At 62.2% G+C, this 21,218-nt stretch carries 17 protein-coding genes; 11 read left to right on the top strand and 6 right to left on the bottom strand.

Features of this window, described 5'->3' with window-relative positions; translation table 11 throughout:
• Positions 1-15: 15 nt before the first annotated feature.
• The 5 genes from ASAC_RS00375 to ASAC_RS00355 all read left to right on the top strand — a co-directional run bounded on the left by ASAC_RS00375 (position 16) and on the right by ASAC_RS00355 (position 9,350).
• A complete protein-coding gene (locus ASAC_RS00375; protein ID WP_013265996.1) occupies positions 16-354 on the top strand; it encodes a hypothetical protein in 339 nt (112 codons plus the stop codon).
• Positions 312-764, top strand: a complete 453-nt coding sequence (locus tag ASAC_RS07895; protein ID WP_193760157.1) for a hypothetical protein — start codon at positions 312-314, stop codon at positions 762-764. Before ASAC_RS00375 ends, ASAC_RS07895 begins: the two co-directional genes overlap by 43 nt.
• A gap of 5 nt (positions 765-769) precedes the next feature.
• Entirely contained in the window at positions 770-3,592 is a 2,823-nt protein-coding gene (locus tag ASAC_RS00365) for a hypothetical protein (RefSeq protein ID WP_013265995.1), read from the top strand.
• A gap of 129 nt (positions 3,593-3,721) precedes the next feature.
• Positions 3,722-7,873 carry a hypothetical protein gene (locus ASAC_RS00360; protein ID WP_048812687.1) on the top strand — a complete coding sequence of 1,384 codons (4,152 nt, stop codon included), beginning with the start codon at positions 3,722-3,724 and terminating at the stop codon, positions 7,871-7,873.
• A gap of 127 nt (positions 7,874-8,000) precedes the next feature.
• Entirely contained in the window at positions 8,001-9,350 is a 1,350-nt protein-coding gene (locus tag ASAC_RS00355; RefSeq protein ID WP_013265993.1) for an alkaline phosphatase family protein, read from the top strand.
• Here the strand turns inward: ASAC_RS00355 and sfsA are convergent.
• From sfsA to ASAC_RS00340, 3 genes are read right to left on the bottom strand one after another with little or no spacing between them, the layout of a single operon-like run.
• Positions 9,313-9,993, bottom strand: coding sequence for a DNA/RNA nuclease SfsA (sfsA, locus tag ASAC_RS00350; RefSeq protein ID WP_013265992.1), 681 nt, complete (start codon positions 9,991-9,993; stop codon positions 9,313-9,315). The genes ASAC_RS00355 and sfsA overlap by 38 nt on opposite strands.
• A 10-nt stretch (positions 9,994-10,003) precedes the next feature.
• Positions 10,004-10,369 carry a NifB/NifX family molybdenum-iron cluster-binding protein gene (locus ASAC_RS00345; protein ID WP_048812685.1) on the bottom strand — a complete coding sequence of 122 codons (366 nt, stop codon included), beginning with the start codon at positions 10,367-10,369 and terminating at the stop codon, positions 10,004-10,006.
• Entirely contained in the window at positions 10,347-10,808 is a 462-nt protein-coding gene (locus ASAC_RS00340; protein ID WP_013265990.1) for a hypothetical protein, read from the bottom strand. Before ASAC_RS00340 ends, ASAC_RS00345 begins: the two co-directional genes overlap by 23 nt.
• A gap of 71 nt (positions 10,809-10,879) precedes the next feature.
• Here ASAC_RS00340 and ASAC_RS00335 point away from each other — a divergent pair, with 71 nt between their 5' ends.
• The gene (locus ASAC_RS00335) at positions 10,880-11,824 is read left to right on the top strand and encodes a glycosyltransferase family 2 protein (RefSeq protein ID WP_013265989.1); all 945 of its coding nucleotides are present in this window, start codon (positions 10,880-10,882) and stop codon (positions 11,822-11,824) included.
• 33 nt (positions 11,825-11,857) lie between these two features.
• Positions 11,858-12,877 (top strand): MraY family glycosyltransferase, encoded by a 1,020-nt coding sequence (locus tag ASAC_RS00330; RefSeq protein ID WP_013265988.1) that lies wholly within the window; start codon positions 11,858-11,860, stop codon positions 12,875-12,877.
• Here ASAC_RS00330 and ASAC_RS00325 read toward each other — a convergent pair.
• A complete protein-coding gene (locus ASAC_RS00325; RefSeq protein ID WP_013265987.1) occupies positions 12,864-13,538 on the bottom strand; it encodes a GNAT family N-acetyltransferase in 675 nt (224 codons plus the stop codon). The genes ASAC_RS00330 and ASAC_RS00325 overlap by 14 nt on opposite strands.
• A 138-nt stretch (positions 13,539-13,676) precedes the next feature.
• On the opposite strand from ASAC_RS00325, the gene ASAC_RS00320 reads away from it, so the two are divergent.
• The gene (locus tag ASAC_RS00320; protein ID WP_013265986.1) at positions 13,677-13,937 is read left to right on the top strand and encodes a DUF5320 domain-containing protein; all 261 of its coding nucleotides are present in this window, start codon (positions 13,677-13,679) and stop codon (positions 13,935-13,937) included.
• 56 nt (positions 13,938-13,993) lie between these two features.
• On the top strand, positions 13,994-15,280 hold the full coding sequence (locus ASAC_RS00315) for a glycosyltransferase family 2 protein (protein ID WP_048812684.1): 1,287 nt from the start codon (positions 13,994-13,996) through the stop codon (positions 15,278-15,280).
• Here ASAC_RS00315 and ASAC_RS00310 read toward each other — a convergent pair.
• Together ASAC_RS00310 and ASAC_RS00305 are read right to left on the bottom strand one after the other, a co-directional pair.
• On the bottom strand, positions 15,269-16,198 hold the full coding sequence (locus tag ASAC_RS00310) for a GDP-mannose 4,6-dehydratase (protein ID WP_013265984.1): 930 nt from the start codon (positions 16,196-16,198) through the stop codon (positions 15,269-15,271). The genes ASAC_RS00315 and ASAC_RS00310 overlap by 12 nt on opposite strands.
• 13 nt (positions 16,199-16,211) lie before the next feature.
• A complete protein-coding gene (locus ASAC_RS00305) occupies positions 16,212-17,189 on the bottom strand; it encodes a UDP-N-acetylglucosamine--N-acetylmuramyl-(pentapeptide) pyrophosphoryl-undecaprenol N-acetylglucosamine transferase (protein ID WP_013265983.1) in 978 nt (325 codons plus the stop codon).
• A 211-nt stretch (positions 17,190-17,400) separates the two neighbouring features.
• Between ASAC_RS00305 and ASAC_RS00300 the strand changes: the two genes are divergently transcribed.
• On the top strand, positions 17,401-20,118 hold the full coding sequence (locus tag ASAC_RS00300; RefSeq protein ID WP_013265982.1) for an ABC transporter substrate-binding protein: 2,718 nt from the start codon (positions 17,401-17,403) through the stop codon (positions 20,116-20,118).
• Positions 20,119-20,204: 86 nt separating this feature from the next.
• Positions 20,205-21,215: an ABC transporter permease gene (locus tag ASAC_RS00295; protein WP_238523612.1), complete on the top strand. Its 1,011-nt coding sequence runs from the start codon at positions 20,205-20,207 to the stop codon at positions 21,213-21,215.
• Positions 21,216-21,218: the final 3 nt, after the last annotated feature.

Here is a 21,218-nt window from a genome sequence, read left to right as displayed (position 1 = left end):
CCCCGGGCTTAAGCGATGATTAGGTGGGCGGTCCTGCTGATAGTCATCGCGGCTGTCCTCCTGCCCGTAGTCCACGCCCAGGTTGAAGTGAGCTACGTCGGCGCGGTGGAGGCGTTGAGCTTCAACGTGACCTCCGCCCCGCAGCTCCTTAAGCTGCCGCTGTGCGCTGAGCCCTACTCGTATGCGGCCTATGAGCAGGGAGTCGGGAGCCTCTACGCTGAGTACTCAAACGGCACCCTGCAGGTCTCGGTGCTCAGCCCAGGCACGGTTAACGTGAGCGTCTACCTGCCCCCCGCTCAGTCCAGGGGGCGGTGGCCGCCTACTGGATGTACCTCCCCTACAGGACCTACGTGAGCGTGGCCAACGGCAGCGTGCTGGTCTACTACTCAGGCGCCAACGCGACCCTGGTAAACGTGACGACCCTGCTGGCCGGGCCGGGCAACCTCACGCTCTACGTGACCCCGCAGCCCGTGACGACCACATCAACGACTACGACTACAACTACCACGACAACGACTAGCACGACAACCACGATCACAACAACCACTACCACCACGACAACCTCGACTAAGCCCGTAACCACAACCACGTCTACAACTACTACAGCCACTACATCAACGACGACCAGCCCCACGACAACCACTACCACTCCGACAACCACGACGACGCCGAAGCCCACGTCGGACGTCTTCAGGTACGTCACAATAGTGGTGGTCCTGGTGGCTTTGGCCATAGCCGTCTCCGTGGCCGTGACCAGGAGGTGAACCGCTTGAGGCCCAGGCAGCTGCTCGCGGCTTCACTGCTCCTGCTCATCTTGTTGGCAGCAGTCCCCCTGTCGCTCCCGGCCTCCTCGCCGCCCCCTCAGCTGAGCGCAGCCTCGACCGACCTCTCAGTGCTGAGGGCCTACGGGGCTAACGTGAGCTCCCTCAACGCCACGCTCTCCAGGGCCCTCCAGCTGTACGCCGAGGGCAACTACACCGGCGCGGAGGAGCTGAGCCTGCGCGTGATGGAGGCCTCATACCTGTACCTCAGGGCCCAGTCCCCGAGGCCCGCCCCCTGGGCGGAGGCCGCGGGATACCTGGCGGTGCTGGAGTACCTTGCCTCCTCGCTCCGCTTCAACTCCACGTACTCTTCTGCGCTGGAGTCCTACGCTGCCAAGGCCTACGCGCTGCTGTCCCAGGGCAACTACAGCGGCTCCCTGGGCGTGAGCCTCAGGGGCCTTGGGCTTGCCAGCGGGTACTCGGCGGCCATGTCATCGTCTGGCCTGTCGGAGGGGCTGGCCCAGCTTCTCTCCCTGGCCCAGCGCGACGTGCTGGAACTGAACGCCACGGCAAGCGGCGAGGCCAGGGCAAACATGTACAGCGAGGCTGAGGAGCTCTACCTGCTCGTGTCAAGCGCCAACGTCACGTCGCCGGGGCAGCTGGTCGAGCTCTACTCGCTGCTGGCCCTCATAAACAGGAGCGCCCAGCAGCTGCAGCCGCTCCTCAACATGAGCTTCAGGGAGCGGGTGGCCGCCCAGGTCTCAGCCAACTTAAGCCTCGCCGAGGGGCTCCTGGCCAGGGCCGCCAACGAGACCAGCGCCCTGAACTCCACGTACGCGGTCATAATGAAGGAGCTCTCAAACGCCTCCTCGGCCCTCTCGTGCCTGCAGGGGGCCCTCGAGGAGGAGTACCTGCTGAGGGAGCCCGGGAACTGCAGCGCCCCGAGCCTCAGGCCTGGGCAGCTGGAGGGCAACATAAGCCGGGCCCTGGCTGACATCGTTGCTGTGGCCCAGCGGCTCCCGGGCGTCAACGTGAGCCTAGGCCTCCAGGCCGCCTATGAGAACCTGAGCCAGGCCATGGGCTACCTGAACCAGACCTACCTGCTCGTAGAGCAGGCCCTGGGCAGGATGTCAACTGGGGCGACGCCAGCTTTCAGCAACGCAGCGCTCTCCAGCGCCCTTAAGCTAATCAACTACGTCAACGCCTCCCCCCAGGGCCCCTACGTCAGGAGCGCGACGGCCTCGCTTGAGTCCCTGGCCTCCGCCCTGGGCGAGCTCGTGGCCGTAGTTAACGGGAGCGGGGCGAACCTGAGCCTCTCGGCCTCCATAGCCAGGGCCTCCCGCGCCCAGGCCTCAGAGCTGGCCATGCTCGACTACGAGGCCCTTGGGAACACGTCCCTGGCCATAACGGCTTACATAGGCGGCAACGACGGCCTGACCCTTGAGTACTCCTCGGCCTCCCAGCAGCTCGCGGATGAGGCCCTCCAGGACGCCACGACTTACTACATATACGTCAGCGCCCCCGTGAGGGAGCTGCTGGGAAACGTCAGCGCTGCCATAGCCTCGCTCGACGGCTACATAAACTACGCCGTGAACCAGTACCCGACCCCGCCGTCGAAGTACGTCCCCTACCTTAAGGAGGCCGCTAACGCCACCATGCTGCTCTCCATGTCGCTGCTCATGGACGCCGAGGCCTTCAACGTCACGGGCCCCCAGGCGGGCGGCGCCCTGGCCAACGCTACTGGCTACCTCTGGGAGGCGGCCCCTTACGTTGTCGGCTTGAAGGACGTGGCCTACTCAAAGGACCCCAGCCTGGCCCAGCAGCTCTCCCAGGCCGTCGCTGACCTCGGCGAGCTGAGCTACGCTGCATGGTCATCCCTTCTGCTCGGGGAGGCCCTGGGGCAGGCATACCTGGGCAACTACAGCGGCGCCTTAATCCTGGCCAACGCCTCCGCGGCCAAGGCGGCGGGGATAGGCAACTACTCAGCCGCCGTGAGGGGGACGCCCAACCTGCCGTGGCTCAACGCGACGCTCCTGGCGGCCTCGAGGGACGTGGAGGCAATAGTAAACGCCAGCGCGCCCCTGCGGGGGCTCCAGGCCGAGGCCCTTGACCAGGTGAGCCAGGTGGGCTCGTGGGCCTCCCAGGCTTCAGCTGACTGGAGGGACCTGGGCGGGGCCCTTTACCTTGACTCCGAGGCGGCGGGCTACGCCGCAGAGGGGAACTACAGCGAGGCTGAAGCCTACGCCTCAAGGGCCGAGGCCCTCACCCAGGGGGTAACAGGCGGCGGGCCCGTCGAGCTCATCTCGTCGCTGGCCCCGCTCGTAAGCAACCTGAGCGGCTCCCTGATGATGGCCTCCCTGAGGATGGGGGAGCTCTACTCCGAGGCCCAGGAGGACGCGGCCGCCGGAGGGGCCTCCGTGCAGGCCTACGCCTACCTGGGCCAGGCGGTGGGCCTGCTAGAAAGGGCCGAGGCGGAGCTCCTTGAGGGGGGCCAGGGGTCCGCCTACGCTTTAGGGGCCTACAACTACTCGCTCAGGGCAATGGAGGTGGCCAGCGAGGCCGGCGGCGAGGTTACTGCCTTTGAGGCCCCGGCCAAGCTTATAGCGTGGGCTGCCCTGGCCCTGGAGGGGGCCTTCGTGGAGGTTAACGTGACCCAGCTCAACGTTACGGTCATCTCATGCGCTGAGGTTAACGGCACCGCCTACCTGGTCGCCTTCAAGGCGGGGGGCAACATGTACCTGGGGCTCTCGCCGCGGCCCCTTGAGGGCAGCGTTGAAGTGAGGGCCGAGGGGAGGCTCGGTATTATCTACCTGGTGGCCCCCGAGGGCTGAAGTCCCTCTCCAGGGCGGGCGCATAACCCCTATCCCACAGGTGGGATTCTATGTGCCGCATACCCGGGTGTTACTTCTTAAATACCTCAATGGAGACCAAGTAGTCTGGCCAAGCATAGGTGAGCCATGTTGAGATCGTATAAGGCCCTAGCAGCGGTAGTCCTGGCCCTGGTGCTGCTCGCCCCCCTGCTGGGGGCGGCGGCAGCCAAGGCCTACTCGCTGCAGCCAGGAACTGGCAAGGTATTCACCAAGGAGGTCAGCGTCAACGGCATGGTCGAGTTCGCCTTCAACCTGTCGCCAGCTTACGAGGGAGCTGAGGCCCACATATACCTCTCCGCCAACGGCTTGCCAAACGTCTACTACGGCGACGTCGCTATAACTCCCGCCTTCTCGACCAGCAACGTGACGGCAGTGATAGGCAACATTACCATATCAGCCGGTGACGTGTACAACTTCCTCTGGAGCCTGAGCACCAACGGCTCCTCAGAGGACGCCCTCTCCGCAGGGGCAACTAAGGAAACCACGGTGCTCAAAGACCTGATCACCCAGGGATGGGCCCTCGTCTACCTTAAGTACTCGACGGCCGCGCCCGTGCAGTATGGAGGCTCAGCGCCAGCGATAGCGGCTGGGCCATTCAACCTGACCATAAAGCCAATGATAAAAGTCACAATTAAGCCGATGAACAACCTGAGCTACGTGCCAATAGCCCAGGTGACAACGGCCAACAAGGCCTTCCTCAACGTCACTGGCGCCAACCAGTTCGCCTCAGGCATAATAAGCGACGTAGTGAGCAACAAAATGGACTACGACCTATATGGCTCCTTCTCGAACTTCAGCGTGACGACCGGGTCTCTCCTGATAGGGGGTAACTACCCAACCACATCGTCAGACGTCTTCAGCTCAGTCAGTCTAAACTCCAGCGCGACCCCGCCCTCGCTGGGCATATCCGGCACCCTCCTCTCGGGTAGCATAATACTGCCGGCCCTCACAAACGCCGTCCACCTCAAGTCGGGCGCTATGACAAGCTACTTCAACATGAGCGCCTTCCAGCTCAACGTAATTAGCAGCGCGACATCGATAACCATCGGGACGAGCAGCACCGCGTACGTGAAGCTTGAGCCCAGCGGCACCTACACCTACGGCACTGGCAGCGTGACCTTCAGCCCAGTGAACTACAGCCTCACGAACTACGGCGTGAGCCCGTCGACCTTCAGGCCCTACGGCCTCTTCACGCCAAACACGACCTACGGGACCCTGAACATATTCCCGAGCTTTGAGGTAGTCTCAGAGAGCCCAGGCGTTGCCGGTCCAACAGGCCAGCTCAACCCAGGCGACATGCTTACCTTCGAAATCTACGACGTGCCTGAGGACACCACTTTCGCCGCGGTGGCGGCCATAGGCAACGACACGCTCCTGCCGACCAGCCCGTACCTCTACCCGGCCGAGGAGAACTCAGAGAGCTTCTACACCTCAAGCGGCTACTTCGTTGAGTCCCTTGGCTTAACCTTCGCCAACTACTCGTTCACGTACATAGTGTCGCCGCTAAGCGGCTCCGGGTCATTCTATGGCCTCATACCCAACGCGCCCTACTACCCGCTCTCCTACCTGGGCCTCGAGTACGAGCTGCACTACTCGCCGATAGTGGTGTCAGGGACCATAAGCCCGTACAACTTCATAGCCAACGACACGCTCTGGTACAATAAAGCAGGCGTCCCGGTGTACCCGTTCTACCAGGTCTTCACCAGCAACAGGTACGGCATGTTCTACTTCAATACCACCGCCACTGGCAACTACCTGCTGCTCGGCAACTACCTGCTCGTGAGGGGCTTCGGCTTCACCACGTCCCTGGCGCCGGCCGAGTACCCAGTCATGACGTACTCGACGTACTCCTCAACGCTGGCGCCGCTCAGCAGCTCCCTGGTGGCAGCTGACACGTACGGCGACTTCGCCTACATAAGCCAGGTGCCTGTGAGCGGCAGCCTCTACCTCAATGTGTTCTCAAAGGCCCCAGGCACCTACCCTGTAACCGTGGCGAACCCGACCTACACGTCCCTGACCACGAACGCCAGCGGCTTCACGGTGCCCATAAGCGAGCACTCCGGCAACGCCATAGTATACGTCAACCCGACGCCTGAGGTCTTCGGCCCAACGCCCATAGTCACCGGGCTGCTCGGCCAGGTGATGCTGCCGAGCTTCCTGCTGAAGTACCCATACGAGGCAACCCAGTACATAACTAACATGACCGCGCCGCTCATACCCGCCTCGGAGGGCGAGATAAGCACAGTAGTGGTCGCAGGCGCAGGCTTCACTGCCAACGTGAGCACAGGCAAGTACGGCACCGTGGTCCTGCAGTTCAACATGTCCTCGCCGTCGCTGTCGGAGTACTACTTCGCAGGAGTGAACATATCCCAGGTAACCCCGTTCGACGACAAGGCGTTCAGCGGCACCTGGTACGCCGGAGGCTACGGAGTGTTCTACAACGTGCCAGTGCCGAACCTGCCGGGAACCGCGGCGTACATACCTAACGCCTACGACTACGCGTACAACATAAGCATATACAACGCCTCAGTGCAGGCGGGCTCAACCCCGAGCTACACCGGCGTCTTCGTGGCGAGGGCCGCTGACATACTCGTTGGGCAGTATTCGATAGGCTACCTGCTGACCAACTTCACGCACTACAACGGAAGCGTGATAGTCAAGCTGTCGCCTCTGCTCACGAGCCCAGGCTACCTGCTGACCCTTGTAGGCACGCCGTTCACCGAGTACATCTTCGGCTCGCCGATAAGCTACAACACCACGCAGACGCTGAAGAACCCGTACTCACTGCCCGTGTACATAAATGTAACCACTCTGTGCGGCCTGGCGTTAGTGCAGGTACCCATAGGCTACATAATCAACGGCACCCTGTTCAACTTGCAGCTCACTGGCGTGGGCTCAACCCTGCAGGCTGGCGTGACGCTGCAGCTCTGCCCAGGCTACAACACGATAAGCGAGAGCATAACTGGACCATACGTGCCGCAGACAGCCATACCGCCGGTCACAGTGACCAGGACCATAGCGCCGGGCGAGGTGACGCTCTACTTCGTGCAGACCCTGCCAGCGTACCCAGTGCAGGTGCAGGTAGTGGCGCCTGCCTCGGCCAGCGGCTCCCCGGTTGAGGTGCTGGTGCCCACCGAGGTGCCGGTGCTCGGCCTGCCGGTGACCTACACCTCCGACTTCTTCGTGCTCTCGAAGCCTGTCATTGCTGCATACATAAGCACGCCGACCGGCGTGGAGCAGCTGCCGTCCTCAGACATAATGTACGTGACCACGATACCGGGCTACTACGTGTACTTCATAGTACTGCCGAGCAACGTGACCGGAGGGACCCTGGCTGTGACCGTGACGCAGACTGCCACGTACATATTCACTGGCGAGCAGTTCACGGGCGAGGCGGCCGCGGCGACTGGCGTAGTGCAGGTCAACACAACCGCTATACAGGCTGCCCTCAACAAGTTCGAGAGCCAGATAGGCTCGCTGCTGCAGGGACTCAACTCAACGGTCAGGAGCGAGTACGCGGGCCTCTCATCGCAGCTGAGCGGCCTCTCAACCCAGGTCTCAGGCCTCAACGCCACGATAGCCAAGGACTACGCCTCCATGGCCTCAATGCTCAGCGGCCTCTCAACCAAGGTCTCGAGCCTCAACTCAACCATAGCCTCCGAGGCCTCAATGCTCTCATCAGAGATAGGCACCGCTGAGTCCACGCTGAGCGGCTACATAGCTGGCAACTTCAGCGCGGTGAACGCCTCGCTCAACACGCTGGAGACCGACATAACTAACCTGGGAGGCCAGCTGGGCGCCATAGCAAGCAACGTGGAGTCCATAAAGGGCACCGTTAACACCGTGGCCAGCGACCTCAGCGGCATATACTCGTCGCTGCAGAGCGTCAACAGCACAGTGAGCTCTGCCGCCTCAACGATAAGCAGCGTGGCCTCGAGCCTCAGCTCGCTCAGCAGCACAGTAAGCTCAATGAGCAGCACTGTCAGCTCCATAAGCTCAACCGTGACAAGCATGAGCTCAACCCTTAACAGCGTGAGCAGCACAGTAAGCTCAATAAGCAGCACTGTCACAAGCATGAGCTCAACGCTCAGCTCTCTCAGCAGCACGGCCTCAGGCGCTGAGAGTGAGGCCCACAGCGCGGCCTCAACGGCGGCCTCGGCCGCGACCTACAGCCTCGGCGCGCTGATAGTCGCCATAATAGCCCTGGCCCTGATAGCATACGTGGCCTTCGCCAAGTTCTGAGGGCCCTAACTTAACCAACTTTTTCTTTTTATTATTTTTATATTTTTATTTAATTTTCTTCTTCCCGTCGCCTGGCAGGGCTCCACTTATTTAACCCTCCAGGCATCAAGGCAACCCGTGAGGCGCTTTGGCCAGGAGGCTGTTCGTCCTGGGCCTTGACTCGCTGCCGCCATATGTCCTCTACGAGGGCCACGACGGCGGGGGCTTCAAGTTCATAAGGGGGCTCGTCGAGGACTCCGCCAGGTACCTCATGAGGACCTGCCACCCTCCCATAACCGTGCCCGCCTGGATGGTCATGTTCACGGGGAGGAGCCCGGGCGAGCTGGGAATCTACGGCTTCAGGCACAGGAGGCCGGGGACCTTTGACTCCTACGTGGTCACGTCGCAGGACGTGAGGGAGCCTGCCATATGGGACGACCTGGGCAGGAGGGGACTCAGGTTCGGGCTCTTCGGGGTCCCCCCGACGTACCCTCCCAGGCCGCTCAACGGCTTCATGGTGACCGACTTCAACACGCCGGGCCCGCAGAAGCCCTACACGTGGCCGCCCTGGCTCAGGCAGGAGCTCCAGTCCAGCGTGGGCGACCCGCTGTTCGACATCGTCTACAGGACCGAGGACAGGGACGCCGCCAGGAGGGACCTGCTGGCGATGGTTGAGAACCACGGCAGGATAGTGAAGTACCTGGCCGAGGGCAAGGCCTGGGACGCCTTCATATACGTGGAGATAGGCATAGACAGGGCCCACCACGCCTTCTGGAAGTACTTCGACGAGAGGCACCCAAGGTACACCTACCACGAGGTCTACAGCAGGGTGATACCGGAGGTCTACAGCAGGGTCGACTCATGGCTTGAGGAGATGGCCAGGGGTCCCCTCAGGGACTCGATAATAGTGATAGTCAGCGACCACGGCACAAAGTCGATGCACGGGGCCTTCGCAATAAACCAGTGGCTCGAGCAGGAGGGCTACCTGAAGCTTAAGGAGAGGCCGAGGTCCCCCGGCACGGACCTGACGCCAGACATTATAGACTGGGACCACACCAGGGTCTGGGCATGGGGAGGCTACTACTCCCGCTTCTTCTTCAACGTGAGGGGCAGGGAGCCCCACGGCATAGTTGGCAGGGAGGAGCTGGAGGACCTGGTCAGGGAGGTGAAGGGGGCCATCATGAAGATAAGGGGGCCTAACGGGGAGGCCTGGAGGAACGAGGCCTACGAGCCGCAGGAGATATACCCTGTTGCCAAGGGCGACGCCCCGGACCTCACCGTTTACCTAGACGACCTCAACTGGAGGCCCATAGGCACCGTCGGGTGGCCCTCAAACTACACGGACAGGAACGACAAGGGGCCTGACGACTCCATGCACGACTGGCTCGGGGTGCTCTCGGTGTACGACCCGGAGGGCACGGTCAGCAGGGGCGACATGGGCGTAATAGACATAACCAGGGTCAGGGGGCTGCTGGAGGAGCTCTTGGCATCCCGCTGAGGACGCCGTCGCAGAGGGGCACGTCGCCGACGTATATCAGCCTGTTCCCCTCAAGCCTGAACTTGTGGGCCTCCACCCTAGCCCCCGCCTCAACCATTTTGACGAACTGCGAGGAGAACGCTGGGTCCGTTGACCAGTTGGGGGACACGCAGAGGGCGTCGTCCCTCATTATGAGGAACATCATCGTGGCCCCGTGGCCCTCCTCCCTCAGCCTAGCCAGCTCCTCTGCGTGCCTCCTGCCCCTCTCGGTGGGCGCGTCGGGGAAGAGCGCGACCCCGCCAACTACCAGGGTGCAGCCCTTCACCTCGACGTAGGTGTCGTCATACTTGAAGTCCAGCCTGCTGTCCCCGACCCTGACCTCCGGCGTGGCCTCAGGGGGCAGGAAGAGGGAGGCGACCCTGTTGTGGATCCTGCTGTCGACCACCACCCACCTGCCGTTTGACCACGCTGCCGTCACTGAGCAGGACGTCCTCAGCCCCCTGGTGGGCCTCACGAGGACCCTGTTGCCGGGGTATATGAGCTCCCTCAGCCTCCCTGGGTCGTGGAGGTGGCATTCAGTGCCGTCATCAAGTATAACGAGGAACCTGTTGGGCCTCCCCCTCACCCTGGCCTCCCTCAGGGGGCCCTCAAAGGTGTAGGCCACGTCGCCCGGCCTAATGACCCTTCGCCCTCTCGAAGGTTGCTAACAGGCTGGAGTATATGAACTCCCAGGCGCCGGCCTCCCTGAGCCTCAGGTCCTCCGGCCTCCCCTCGCCGACCAGCAGCCTCAGCCTCCCCCTCCTGGCCTCCAGGGCCGAGGGTATGCAGTAGGAGCCGTGGGCCGCTATGACCACCTGGGCCCCGGCCTCCCTGCAGGCCCTTATGAAGGTTGGCCTCCTCTCCCTGGCGTTTAAGGCCGGGTTCTCCACGACCTTCTCCACGGCAACAGAGGTGCCGTCCAGGACACCTAAGGCCATGTACTTTGCCCTGGAGGACACCGCGACCCTTCCGCCCTCGTCAAGTGGTAAGCACGCCCTCAAGCTGGCCCTGGAGCCTGAGGGGCTCGGCCGGGGCTATAAGCGACCTCCTATACCCGAGCAGCATGTTGCCAGTAGCCATGAGGCCGCCGGCGGCCCCGACCTTAGCGCCGGGGCCCAGGAGCACGGATATCGCCGTGACGGCGGCCGCCACAGCGACTATCAGCCAGTGCGGGGCGTCGTAGACCAGGTGCCTCAGGGCGCTCCTCGAGGGCGAGGCTATGTCCCAGTGCACCAGGTAGTGGTCCCTGTACTCCCTCACGTGCACCGACCTCCCGTCAGGCATTACCTTCTCCCAGTCGGCCCTCTGGCCCCTCGGCTCCGAGAGCCACCTCCTCCTGAAGCCGGAGAGCCTGGGGCTCGGCAGCTGGGACTTGAGGAGCGCCAGGTCCCTGTGAGGGGGCATGGAGAGCACGACCTTAACTACGTCGTCCCAGTTCAAGCCCTTCGGCCCACCCTGCCTGGCGCGGCTGCGGTTAATAATCCGTGCTCCCGGCAGGGCCCTGAGGGGCCTTGGCGTCGCTGCTCAGGTACGCCAGGAGGATAATGGGAAGGAGGCTCACGTGGGCCGCCTACAACGCGATGGCCACAGTGGCGAGGGGCCTCAGGCTCGTTGACCCGTCGAGGGAGGGCAGGCCCCTTGGCATAAGCGCCACCGTGATAGTTTACAACGACCCGGACTGGCTCCCCCTGGCCCTTGAGGACGCGGCCTCCGTGGCTGACGAGGTGCTCGTGGTGGACTCCTCCGACCCGTGGGACGAGACGGAGCAGGTGCTTGAGGACGCCAGGTCTAGGCTGGGCGTGAGGGTGGTCAGGCAGTACCCTCCCAGGGGCTACGCCGAGGCCAGGGAGCTGGCCCTCAGGGAGTCCAGGTACAGGTACATACTTGTCTGGGACTCAGACTTCATAGCCTTCGAGGGCCTGGGCAGGGCCCTCAGGGACTTCGTGGAGGGCGAGGGGAGGGACAGGTACGTGCTCCTCTACTGGCCCTTCATAACGCTCTGCGGCGACCTGAGCCACAGGTGCAGGGCTGACAGGCTCCACGAGGAGCACTGGGCCTTCACCTACTCGAGGAGGCTCAGGTACCTGTGGGACGGGAGGTTCGAGTACCTCTACGCCCCGCCCTACTACTTCAGGAGGAGGCTCTCGTCAAGCCCCATGGGGCTCCACCTCACGGGGGTCAGGAGGCCCGAGAGGGTGGCGGTGAAGAGGCTCATGCCGAGAGCTGACTTTTACTCAATAGCCTCGACCCAGGGGGTTGGGAAGGCAATGGAGGCCGTCAGGGCTGAGGCGAGGAGGCTCTACGGCACCGACGACCTCAGGGAGGTGGGCCTCAGGATCATGGAGGAGGACGCCAGGGGGAGGCCGTGCTTCGACGTGGGTCTCCTGCCTAGCAAGGTGCTGAGGCGGGCCAGGGAGATAGGGGTGCCCCTGGGCTCCTGCGGCTCCAACGCTTAAAACTAGGACCAGGACAACGCCCTCGGGAGGGGCTTGCTGCAGGAGGCAGTGGTCGCAGTAATATCGTCGCTCGTCGCCATGGGCTCAGTGATGGCTTTAGAACCATCGTGGATAGCGGTGGCCAGCTCAAGGGGGCTCGTGGGCTCCGACATGAACAAGCCAGACAGAAGGAAGGTGGCCGAGGCGGGCGGGCTCTGGGTCATAGTGGGGGCCTCCCTCGGCCTCCTGGTAATGGAGGCCATAAACACCTTCGTCAACGGCTCCCTCTACAACCCGGTGCCGCTGTTCTCCATGCTCTCCCTCCTCATGCTCACGGGGCTCATAGGGCTCCTGGACGACATACTTGGCTGGAAGAAGGGCATACCCCCCGCGGTGAGGGTGCTGTCAACCATACCCGCCGCCCTGCCGCTCATGATAGCCAAGTACAACGCCTACATAGTTCACGTGCCGATACTTCACGTGCTCTACCTGGGGCTTCTGTTCCCGCTCGTCGTGGTTCCAGTAGGCGTCATGGGGGCCTCCAACGCCTACAACATGATAGCCGGCTACAACGGCCTGGAGGCCGGCATGGGGGTGGTAATGCTTGCCTTCACGGCGGCCTTCTCCATAGTCAAGGGCCTCTGGCTCACTGCGTACCTCTCGCTAATAATGATGGCGGCCCTCCTGGGCTTCCTGTTCTACAACTGGTACCCTGCCAAGGTGTTCCCGGGCAACACGATGACTTACGCTGTAGGCGCCTACTACGCCGGCATAGTGGTCCTGGGCGACATAGCGGCCTTCGGCCTCTTCATGTACATGCTCTACTACGCGGAGCTCCTGCTCTTCATAAGGGGGCTGATGCACGGCGTCTACAAGGAGAACTTCGGCAGGGTGCGCCCTGACGGCTCCCTTGAGCCCCCCTACGACAGGTCCTACAGCCTGACGCACCTCATGATAAGGCTTCAGAGGAGGCTGATGGGGAGGGCCACTGAGAGGGGGGTCACGGTTGGCCTCATGGCGCTGCAGGCCGTAGTCGGCGCCGCTGCCCTGCTGATATTCCTCAGGCTCTCCTGAGCTCGTAGACTATGAAGGCCTCGGAGTAGGCGGCCCTCTGCCTTGAGAACCTCATGTAGCCGTCGGCGTCGCCGGCGACGAAGAACGGCGGGTCCGTGTCAAGTACCTTGACCTGGCCGTTTGAGAAGACCCTGCCCCTGTAGTACTCAATGGGCCTCCAGGTCCAGGAGTCCACGTAGCCGGGCCCCTCCAGGCTGACGTCCTTGGCCTCGTCGAGGCCGAGCCTCCTGGCCAGCTCCGGGGCCGTGACCCTTGCGCCGTCGCTGAAGTACACCCTGTCCACCTCCTTGAACCCGAGCGACAGGGCCAGGGCGTTTGACGGCACATTCCTCTCGCTCGCCATGACCCTGAACACCTTGCCTCCCGTGAGCTCCATAACGTACGCCGCGAGCTGCCTCCCGACGCCCTTCCTCCTTATGTCGCTGCTCACCCCGATGCCCTCCATCCACACGGCGTCCTCGAGCTGCCTGGCGTGAAGGACGCCCACGATCCTGTTGTCGGAGTCAACGGCCTTTATGAAGTAGCCCTCCCTGAGCCACCTGTCGAAGGTGGCGTTTATGTCGACGTGGCTCAGCTCGGGCGCACCCCTCAATATGGACAGCACTGCCTCCCTGTCATCGGCAGTGACCCTCGCGAAGGAGACCTTGACCCTTGAGAGCACGCGCACCACCTTGGTTTAAGTTGCATACAGCTCACGCTTACAGTTCGCATTGGATCTATTTATTTTTTCCCAGCGACCGCTGGGGCCAGCATTAAGATTTATAAGGCTTGTATCGAATATTCGAGTTGGGTGAGCGATATGGGCTGGTGGAGGTTTGGGCGGTGGGGCGGAGGGCCCTGGCCAGGCCACGGGCCCTTCTCGTACCTGCCCCCGTGGGAGAGGCCCGGCTGGGCCATGGCGTGGTACGGCTACTACGGCTACTATGATAAGGACTCAGAGCTCAGGGCCCTTGAGGCCTACAGGCTCTACCTGGAGGACCTCAGGTCGTGGGCCGACGGGCAGCTGAAGGAGGTTGACAGGAGGATAGCCGAGCTGAAGGGCCAGCAGGCCAATGCCTAGGTCCCTAACCTTTTTTAAGTTCTAGCCCCCTGAGCTAAAGGTGAAAGGGGGCTCCATTGAGTGTTAACGTGAATGTGCTAAGTAGCCAGCAGATTATAACGACGTTCCACCAGTACCTGCAGAGCCTGCACCTCAGCATATCGACTTCGAGGGCCCTGATGGCCTACGCCGCCGGGAGCGCCATAACTGTTGGCGTGGCCCTCGTGGTGGAGCTGGTGATAATACTTCACGGCCTCCCCAGGGGCAGGGCGCAGGGGGCCAGGCAGCCCCTGCCTGCAACCCCAAGGGTCTCGGTGATAGTGCCCACCTACAGGGAGGGCGAGAGGGCCCTCAGGGCGGTCAGGTCGCTCCTTAACCAGGACTACCCCAGGGGCCTCTATGAGATAATAATAGCGGCCGAGGCCGACGACCCAACGGTTGACGGCGTGCTGAGGGCCCTCGGCCTCAGGAAGGTCAACGGCTCCGAGGCGACAGTGGATGGCGTCAGGGTCAGGCTTTCCCTGGGCGACGGGATGACCAGGGGCAAGCCGGCGGCCCTCAACAGGGCTGAGTCCATGGCTACGGGTGACATAATAGGGGTCCTTGACGCCGACGGCGTCGCTCCCCCGGACGCCATATCAAGGGCCGTGTCGGCACTCGCGTCAGGCTACTCCGCGGCCCAGCTGCCCAGGGAGGTGGCCCTGCCGCCTGAGGCCAGGAGGACCTTCGCCGGGGCCCACATGAGGGCCCAGGCGGCGGAGATGAGGCTCTACAACCAGTTCCTGGCGCCGGCCCTGATGGGCTTCACGGGCTCCGCCTGGATAACGGGCTCCGGCTACTTCGTGAGGAGGGAGGACCTGGAGGCGGTGGGCCTCTGGACTCCCTGGGCCCCCACAGAGGACCTGGACCTCTCGGCTAAGCTGCTCAGCAGGGACATGAAGGTGGCGTTCCTCAGCGGCAGCCCTGTAGTCGAGGAGCCCCTGACCTCCATAAGGGCTGTGATCAGGCAGAAGGAGAGGTGGGTCAGGGGGTCGATGCTGGCCACCTTCACGGCCCTCAGGGGGGTCAGGAGGACGTGGCCCCTGCTGCTGTTTCTCATAATGCCGGCCTGGGGCTACCTCATAACTCCGTGGCTGGGCATGTTAGCCGTCGCCAGGCTTCACCCGGAGCTGCTGACGTGGACCCTGGCCTGGTCAGCAGTGTGGCTGGTGCCGAGCGCGGCGTACTACATAATCGCCGTGGCCAAGGCTGGGAAGGCCGTGAGGCCCCTGCCGGCGGCCATAGCCCTCTACCTGCTCGCCGGCCTCGTGGCCCTGCCAAAGATGGCCTTCAGGAGGTACGAGTGGAGGGGCTCAAGGTCTTAGTCTCTCCCTCATGTAGCTGTAGGTCAGCCTGAGGCCCTCCTCGAGGCTCACCCTGGGCTCCCAGCCAAGGCTCTCCCTGGCCCTGCTTACGTCGGCGCAGCTCCTCCTTATGTCCCCCGGCCTCGGCTCCCTGAACTCGGGCCTCAGCTCAACGCCCGCCACCTTAGATATGAGCCTGAGGAGGTCCAGGACGCTCACCTCCCTGCCCGTGCCCACGTTAAAGGGCCCCGTGGCCCTCCTCCTGACCGCCTCGACGAAGGCCCTGGCGACGTCGTCAACGTAGACGAAGTCCCTCGTGTTGAGGCCGTCGCCGTATATCACCGGCCTGAGCCCCCTTATGGCGGCCTCCATGAAGTTGTAGATCACGCTCGCATACGGCCCCCTCCTCATCCCTGGGCCGTAGACGTTGAACAGCCTCAGGTAGGAGGACCTCAGCCCGTAGTCCCTGTAGGCCTGCTCAGCAAGCTGCTCGTCAAAGAGCTTAGTGAGGCCGTAGAGGCTCGTGGGCCTGAGCGGCGCGTCCTCCTTAACAGGGACGTCGCTGACGTCGCCGTAGACCGCGGCGCTGCTGGCGATAGTTACGTAGGCGTCGAGCCTCCTAGCCATGTCGAGGACCTCCTGGGTGCCGAGCACGTTGGCCCTCACGGCCCTCGAGGGGTCTTCCCTGGCCTCCACGACGCCCGAGACCGCGGCCAGGTGGACTATGGCGACCTCGTCGCCCCTGGCCATGGCTTCCACGCCCTCAAGGGCCCTCCTGTCGGAGACGTCACCTATGACGAGCCTTGCGCCGGCGGGCACGTTTTCCCTGGCGCCCGAGGACAGGTCGTCAACAACTATTACATCGTGCCCCTCGCTGAGGAGGAGCCGGGACAGGTTGCTCCCTATGAAGCCGGCGCCCCCGGTCACTATGAACTTCAAGCTCGCCCCCGGGCTACCTGCGCCAGGAGGTTATTATCTGAGCCAGTTTGACCGAGCCGTCGTCGCAGGCGGCCGGCTTAGCCTTCATGGCCTCCTCCACGGCCCTCTCTACTCCCTCGGGGGTCACCTGGTCTGGCGGCAGCAGGACGGCGCCTATCCTCTTGGCCATCATGCTGGCCTCGACCATCCTCACCGGGTTCCTCATCCACACCCACTCGGTGTTCGGGGCCAGGACTGTTGGCTTGCCGTACTTGCATGCGGCCTCCACGGCGGTCCTCCCGAAGTGGGTCACAACGACGCTGGCCCCGGCTATCATGTCCTCCAGCTCCGGGCTGAAGCTGAAGGCCCTGAGGCCCGCCCTGACGTAGGGCCCCGGGTCCACCCTGCCTGTCTGCAGCACCAGCCTGTCCCTGATGCCTGAGGCGGCGGCAGCGTCAAAGAGCGCCCTGTAGCCGTAGCTTCCGGCCGTCACAAGGACATAGCCCTCGTCCCTGACCCTGTAGTGGAGCTTCCCGAGCAGGGGGCCCACTACAACCCCCTTGGGCGCGAACCTCCTCTGCTCCTCCCACTGAAGGGCTACCAGCTTAGATATGGGGGACAGGGCCCTGACGGCCCTGCTCGGCTCCACGAACCTCTCAGTGGCCTCTATTGTGACCAGCCTCGCCCCCTTGAGCCACGCCGCTATGCCAGAGGCTATGCTGTGGTTGCTCCCGCTAGCCACGGCCACGTCGTAGCCCCTGGGGACCCTGGCAAGCGACCTGAGCAGGGCCCCCGGGAGCCTCAGAACCCCCTCTGCGAGCCCCTCGCCCGGGTCAAGGAACTTCGGCGTCCTCGCGACAACCCTGCCCAGCCTGGAGACCTGCTCCTCGCTCCACCTGTCGCCCTCCGGTATAACGAAGTCAACTATCGCCCCTGAGTCCACGAGCCTCTCCGCCAGGGCCAGGGCGTGCCCGGTGTGGCCGCCGCCGCTCGCTATTATCAGCGCCCTCAAGCTCCTTCGCGGCTTTAAGCTGGCTAGGGGCTCTTAACGCTAACCGTCCTCGGAGCCAGTGTTAAAGGAAGCCCCTACGGGTGAGGCTTATCATGTTTAGGTAAAGTAATCATAACATATATTGAAAGGTAGCGGCACCGCCTTACGAAAGTCAACAGATAAATTCTCTGAATGTAATACCACAAGGCAGCGTGGTAGCATGCGGCACGCGTTGAAGCTAGTCCTTGTAGCCTCCCTGTTCGTAGTGTTCAGCCTGGTGCTGCTCAACCCGCTCGCCTTCACTGCGAGGGCCCAGACGTCAGGGCAGCCCGCCTCCACAATAATACTGAAGAGCTACTCCGGCTCAGACACTGCAGGCGTCGGCGACTTTGACCACGGCTACATAGCGTTCTATGACTACGCAATACCTCCATACAAGATGGGCACGCTGCCCTCAGGGGCGGTGGCCTACGAGATGCCCTCAACCTACTACGACGTGCTCCTGAACCCGGTTGAGTACATACAGAACCCCAGCGGGCAGGAGGTCCTCAACCCGTTCTACTACCAGAGCGTCAGGTTCGCAATTAACTACATAGTTGACAGGAGCTACTTTGTCAACGACGTCCTCTACGGCTATGGGATACCGTCCCTGACCCTGTACGGTGGGGAGTATGAGATGCTGACCACCTCAAACGTGACCGCGAAGTTCTCCAACATAACCTACAACCCGTCCTACGCGAACGAGACCATATACAAGACCCTCACGGCCCACGGCTACAAGTACATAAACGGCCAGTGGTACTACCCCAACGGCCAGCCCGTGGTGATATACGTCTTCGTCAGGAGTGACACCACCGTGAGGTACATCTACGCCTCATTCCTTATAGACCAGCTCAAGAGCCTGGGCTTCGAGGTGCAGCCGATATACGGCAACCTGCAGAAGGAGATAACAGACATATACAGCATGGTGCCTAACGAGACCACCTGGAACGTGCTCATAGAGGCCTGGGGCGGCACCTACGGCTTCTACGACTGGAGCCTGCCGGCCTCGCTCTACGGTGCTGCATTCGGTAATCTGCCCGCAAGCGACGCCTACGGCACGGCGTGGGGCCTAGGGGTCAACACGACCAACATACAGGAGCCTGAGCTGACCCAGGAGCTCAACATCATAGACAACCTGAGCCTCAGGCTCGCCCTCAGCGAGTTCACAAGTGAGCAGCAGTACTACGAGTGGCTTAACACGATAAACTACTATGGCATAGTCTCAGCCATAAGGATCGGCCTGGGCATGAGCCTGATACCGATATTCGTCAACAGCAACATGGTGACTGGGCTGGTGCCCAACTACATAGAGGGCCTGGTGACCCCGTTCAGCTTCCTGAACGCCAGGACCCCAACAGGAACCCTCACCATAGGTGTGAGGCACCTGGCCATGGGAAGCATGAACCCGGTGGCCGGCTTCACTGACTCCTACAGCGTCGCCACAGCCTCGAGCGTCTTCCTGCCGATAATATACTACATACCTGGCAACGGCTTCCCTGTGCCCGCTGGCTTCACCTACAAGCTCGTGGCCCTGTCCCCGGTGGCCAACATAACCGTGCCCACGTCGGCCCTCATGTACAACGCCACCAGCATGAAGGTGCAGCACGTGCCCCCGAACACAACTGCCAAGGTGGCTGTAATAGTTAACTTCGCCCCGCTCCTGCAGAACGACAGGTTCGTTGACGGCCAGCCGATAACGCTTGCTGACCTCATAGAGCAGTACCTGATAGCGGCCAACGTGAGCCTGTCAAGCAACAGCCCAATATACGACTCGACGGCGGCCGCGGTTTACGGCCCGTCGCTGCAGCAGATAGTCGGATTTGAGATACTGAACAGCACCTCGCTGGAGATCTGGAGCACCGCGTGGTGGTTCAACCCTGAGTACGCCGCCCTGAGCACCGTGGGCGACTTCATAATACTCGGCTACGCAGAGCCCGGAGGCGGAATGATGCCCTGGCCGCTCTACGCAGCCATGGCATACGTGGTGGCCCACGGCGAGGCGGCGTGGAGCACGGGCGCTGCCACCAGCGAGCACGTCGACTGGCTCAGCCTAGTGAACCCAACTGACGTGGGCAACGTGCTCAAGGCCATGCAGCTCTACAACAGCACGGGCTACATACCAGAGGGCCTGCTCGAGGTCCAGAGCCTGAGCGGCGTCCAGCTCGTTAACGAGACGTTCGCACATGAGGCCTACACTGACGCCATAAACTACATCAACACCTACGGCAACGCAGTCATAGGCGAAGGGCCCTACATGCTGGTGGCCTACCAGCCCGGCCAGTACGCCAAGCTCGTGAGGAACCCCTACTTCAACGTTCCAGTGCCCAGCATACTAACCAGCACCCCGGTGCTGTACTCCGTTCACGTGGCCCTGCCGCCGCTGGGCATGGTGCCGGCCGGAGGCAGCATAAGCGCCACAGTCTACGGCACGCCTGACGGGACGAACGTCACGACAACGCAGAGCGGCGTGTTCGTGATAGCACAGTTCGTGACTCCTGAGGGCGCCGTAGTAGCGCAGGAGAACCTGACCAGCGGCGCTGACGGCTCGGTGAGCATACCTGTGCCCGCGAGCCTGTCGCCTGGAAGCTACTACCTGGTGCTGTGGGCCTACACGCCTGCGAACATACTGCTTGACCCAGTGAAGGTGCCCATAACTGTGACTCCGATGGTGACCACCACGACCACCACTACAACCACCACAAGCACGACCACAACAACGACGACCACAACAACGCCTGTGGCCACCACAAGCACGACCACAACAACGACGACCACAACAACTTCAACCACGCCGGTAACTACCACGACACCTAAGCCTGTGACCATCTCGACTACACTGATAGTGGGAATAGTCGTCGTTGTAATAGTTATAATAGCCGCCGTGGCACTCCTGGCCAGGAGAAAGTGAATGGCCAGGGGTGACAGCCACTAATGGGTTATAAGACTTTTTTAGCTAAGACTGCGATTATATACATTACTGTACTTTTTGCCGCCATGATTATACTCTATGTCTTCACCTACCCCGTGATACAGAAGCTTTACGCCGACTACGTGAAGTACTCGGCCAGCCAGCTGAAGACGGAGCTCATAAGGCACGCCAGGGGAAGCCTCAACCTGACCCAGGTAAACCTTGAAGTCGAGAGTTACGAGAAGTCCCTGGAGGCCGCCTACGGGCTCAACCAGCCCCTCATAGTCAGGTTTGCCCTGCAGATGAAGGCCCTGATAACCTTTCACTTCGGCGTCACCCCTCCGGGCGTAAGCTACCCGGGCTACACGTCATCTAATAACATAGCCCAGATAATTGCCGTAGCCCTGCCGAGGACTATAATACTGTTCACGACTGGAACAATAATAATAATTGCGGTGGGAACGCTCCTTGGAGTGCTGGCGGCCAGGTACCAGGGCTCCGCCTACGATAAGGCCATACCCGTGATAGCCGTCGTGCACCAGAGCCTGCCCACGTGGTGGATAGGCTTCCTGCTCATAGCGGGCCTGGCCTACGGTCTCCGCTGGTTCCCGCCCGGGGGCATAGTGAGCGCCGGGCTCAACTTCTCCAGGGAGCCCCTTCAGTACGTGGCGAGCCTCCTGGACCACATGACCTTGCCGCTCCTGGCGTTCTTCATAGTTAACGTGGGAGGCTTCGCCTACGTGGTCAGGAGCCTGACCCTGGCAACAACCAAGGAGGACTTCGTGCTCACGGCTAAGGCCAGGGGGCTGCCAGAGAGGAGGATAGTGTTCGGCCACATACTTAAGACGGCATCGCCCTCAATAGCGACTCAGGCCATGCTGTGGCTGGCGAGCTCCTTCGCCGGAGGCCTGACCACCGAGATAGTGTTCGTGTGGCCAGGCATAGGGCTGCTTACGTATTATGCCGTGCTTGAGTCGGACGAGGCGACCGTTATGGCGATAACTTACGTGCTGACCCTTGTGCTTGTAATAGCGTTGTTCCTTAACGAGATAATAAAGGGGATACTGGACCCGAGGATAAGGGCAAGCCAAGGGTGAATT

It is taken from the genome of Acidilobus saccharovorans 345-15 (genome assembly GCF_000144915.1).
In the GTDB taxonomy this organism is placed as follows: Archaea; Thermoproteota; Thermoprotei_A; order Sulfolobales; family Acidilobaceae; genus Acidilobus; species Acidilobus saccharovorans.
Note: the sequence above shows the minus strand (reverse complement) of the source record. Positions and strands in the feature narration are given on the sequence as shown.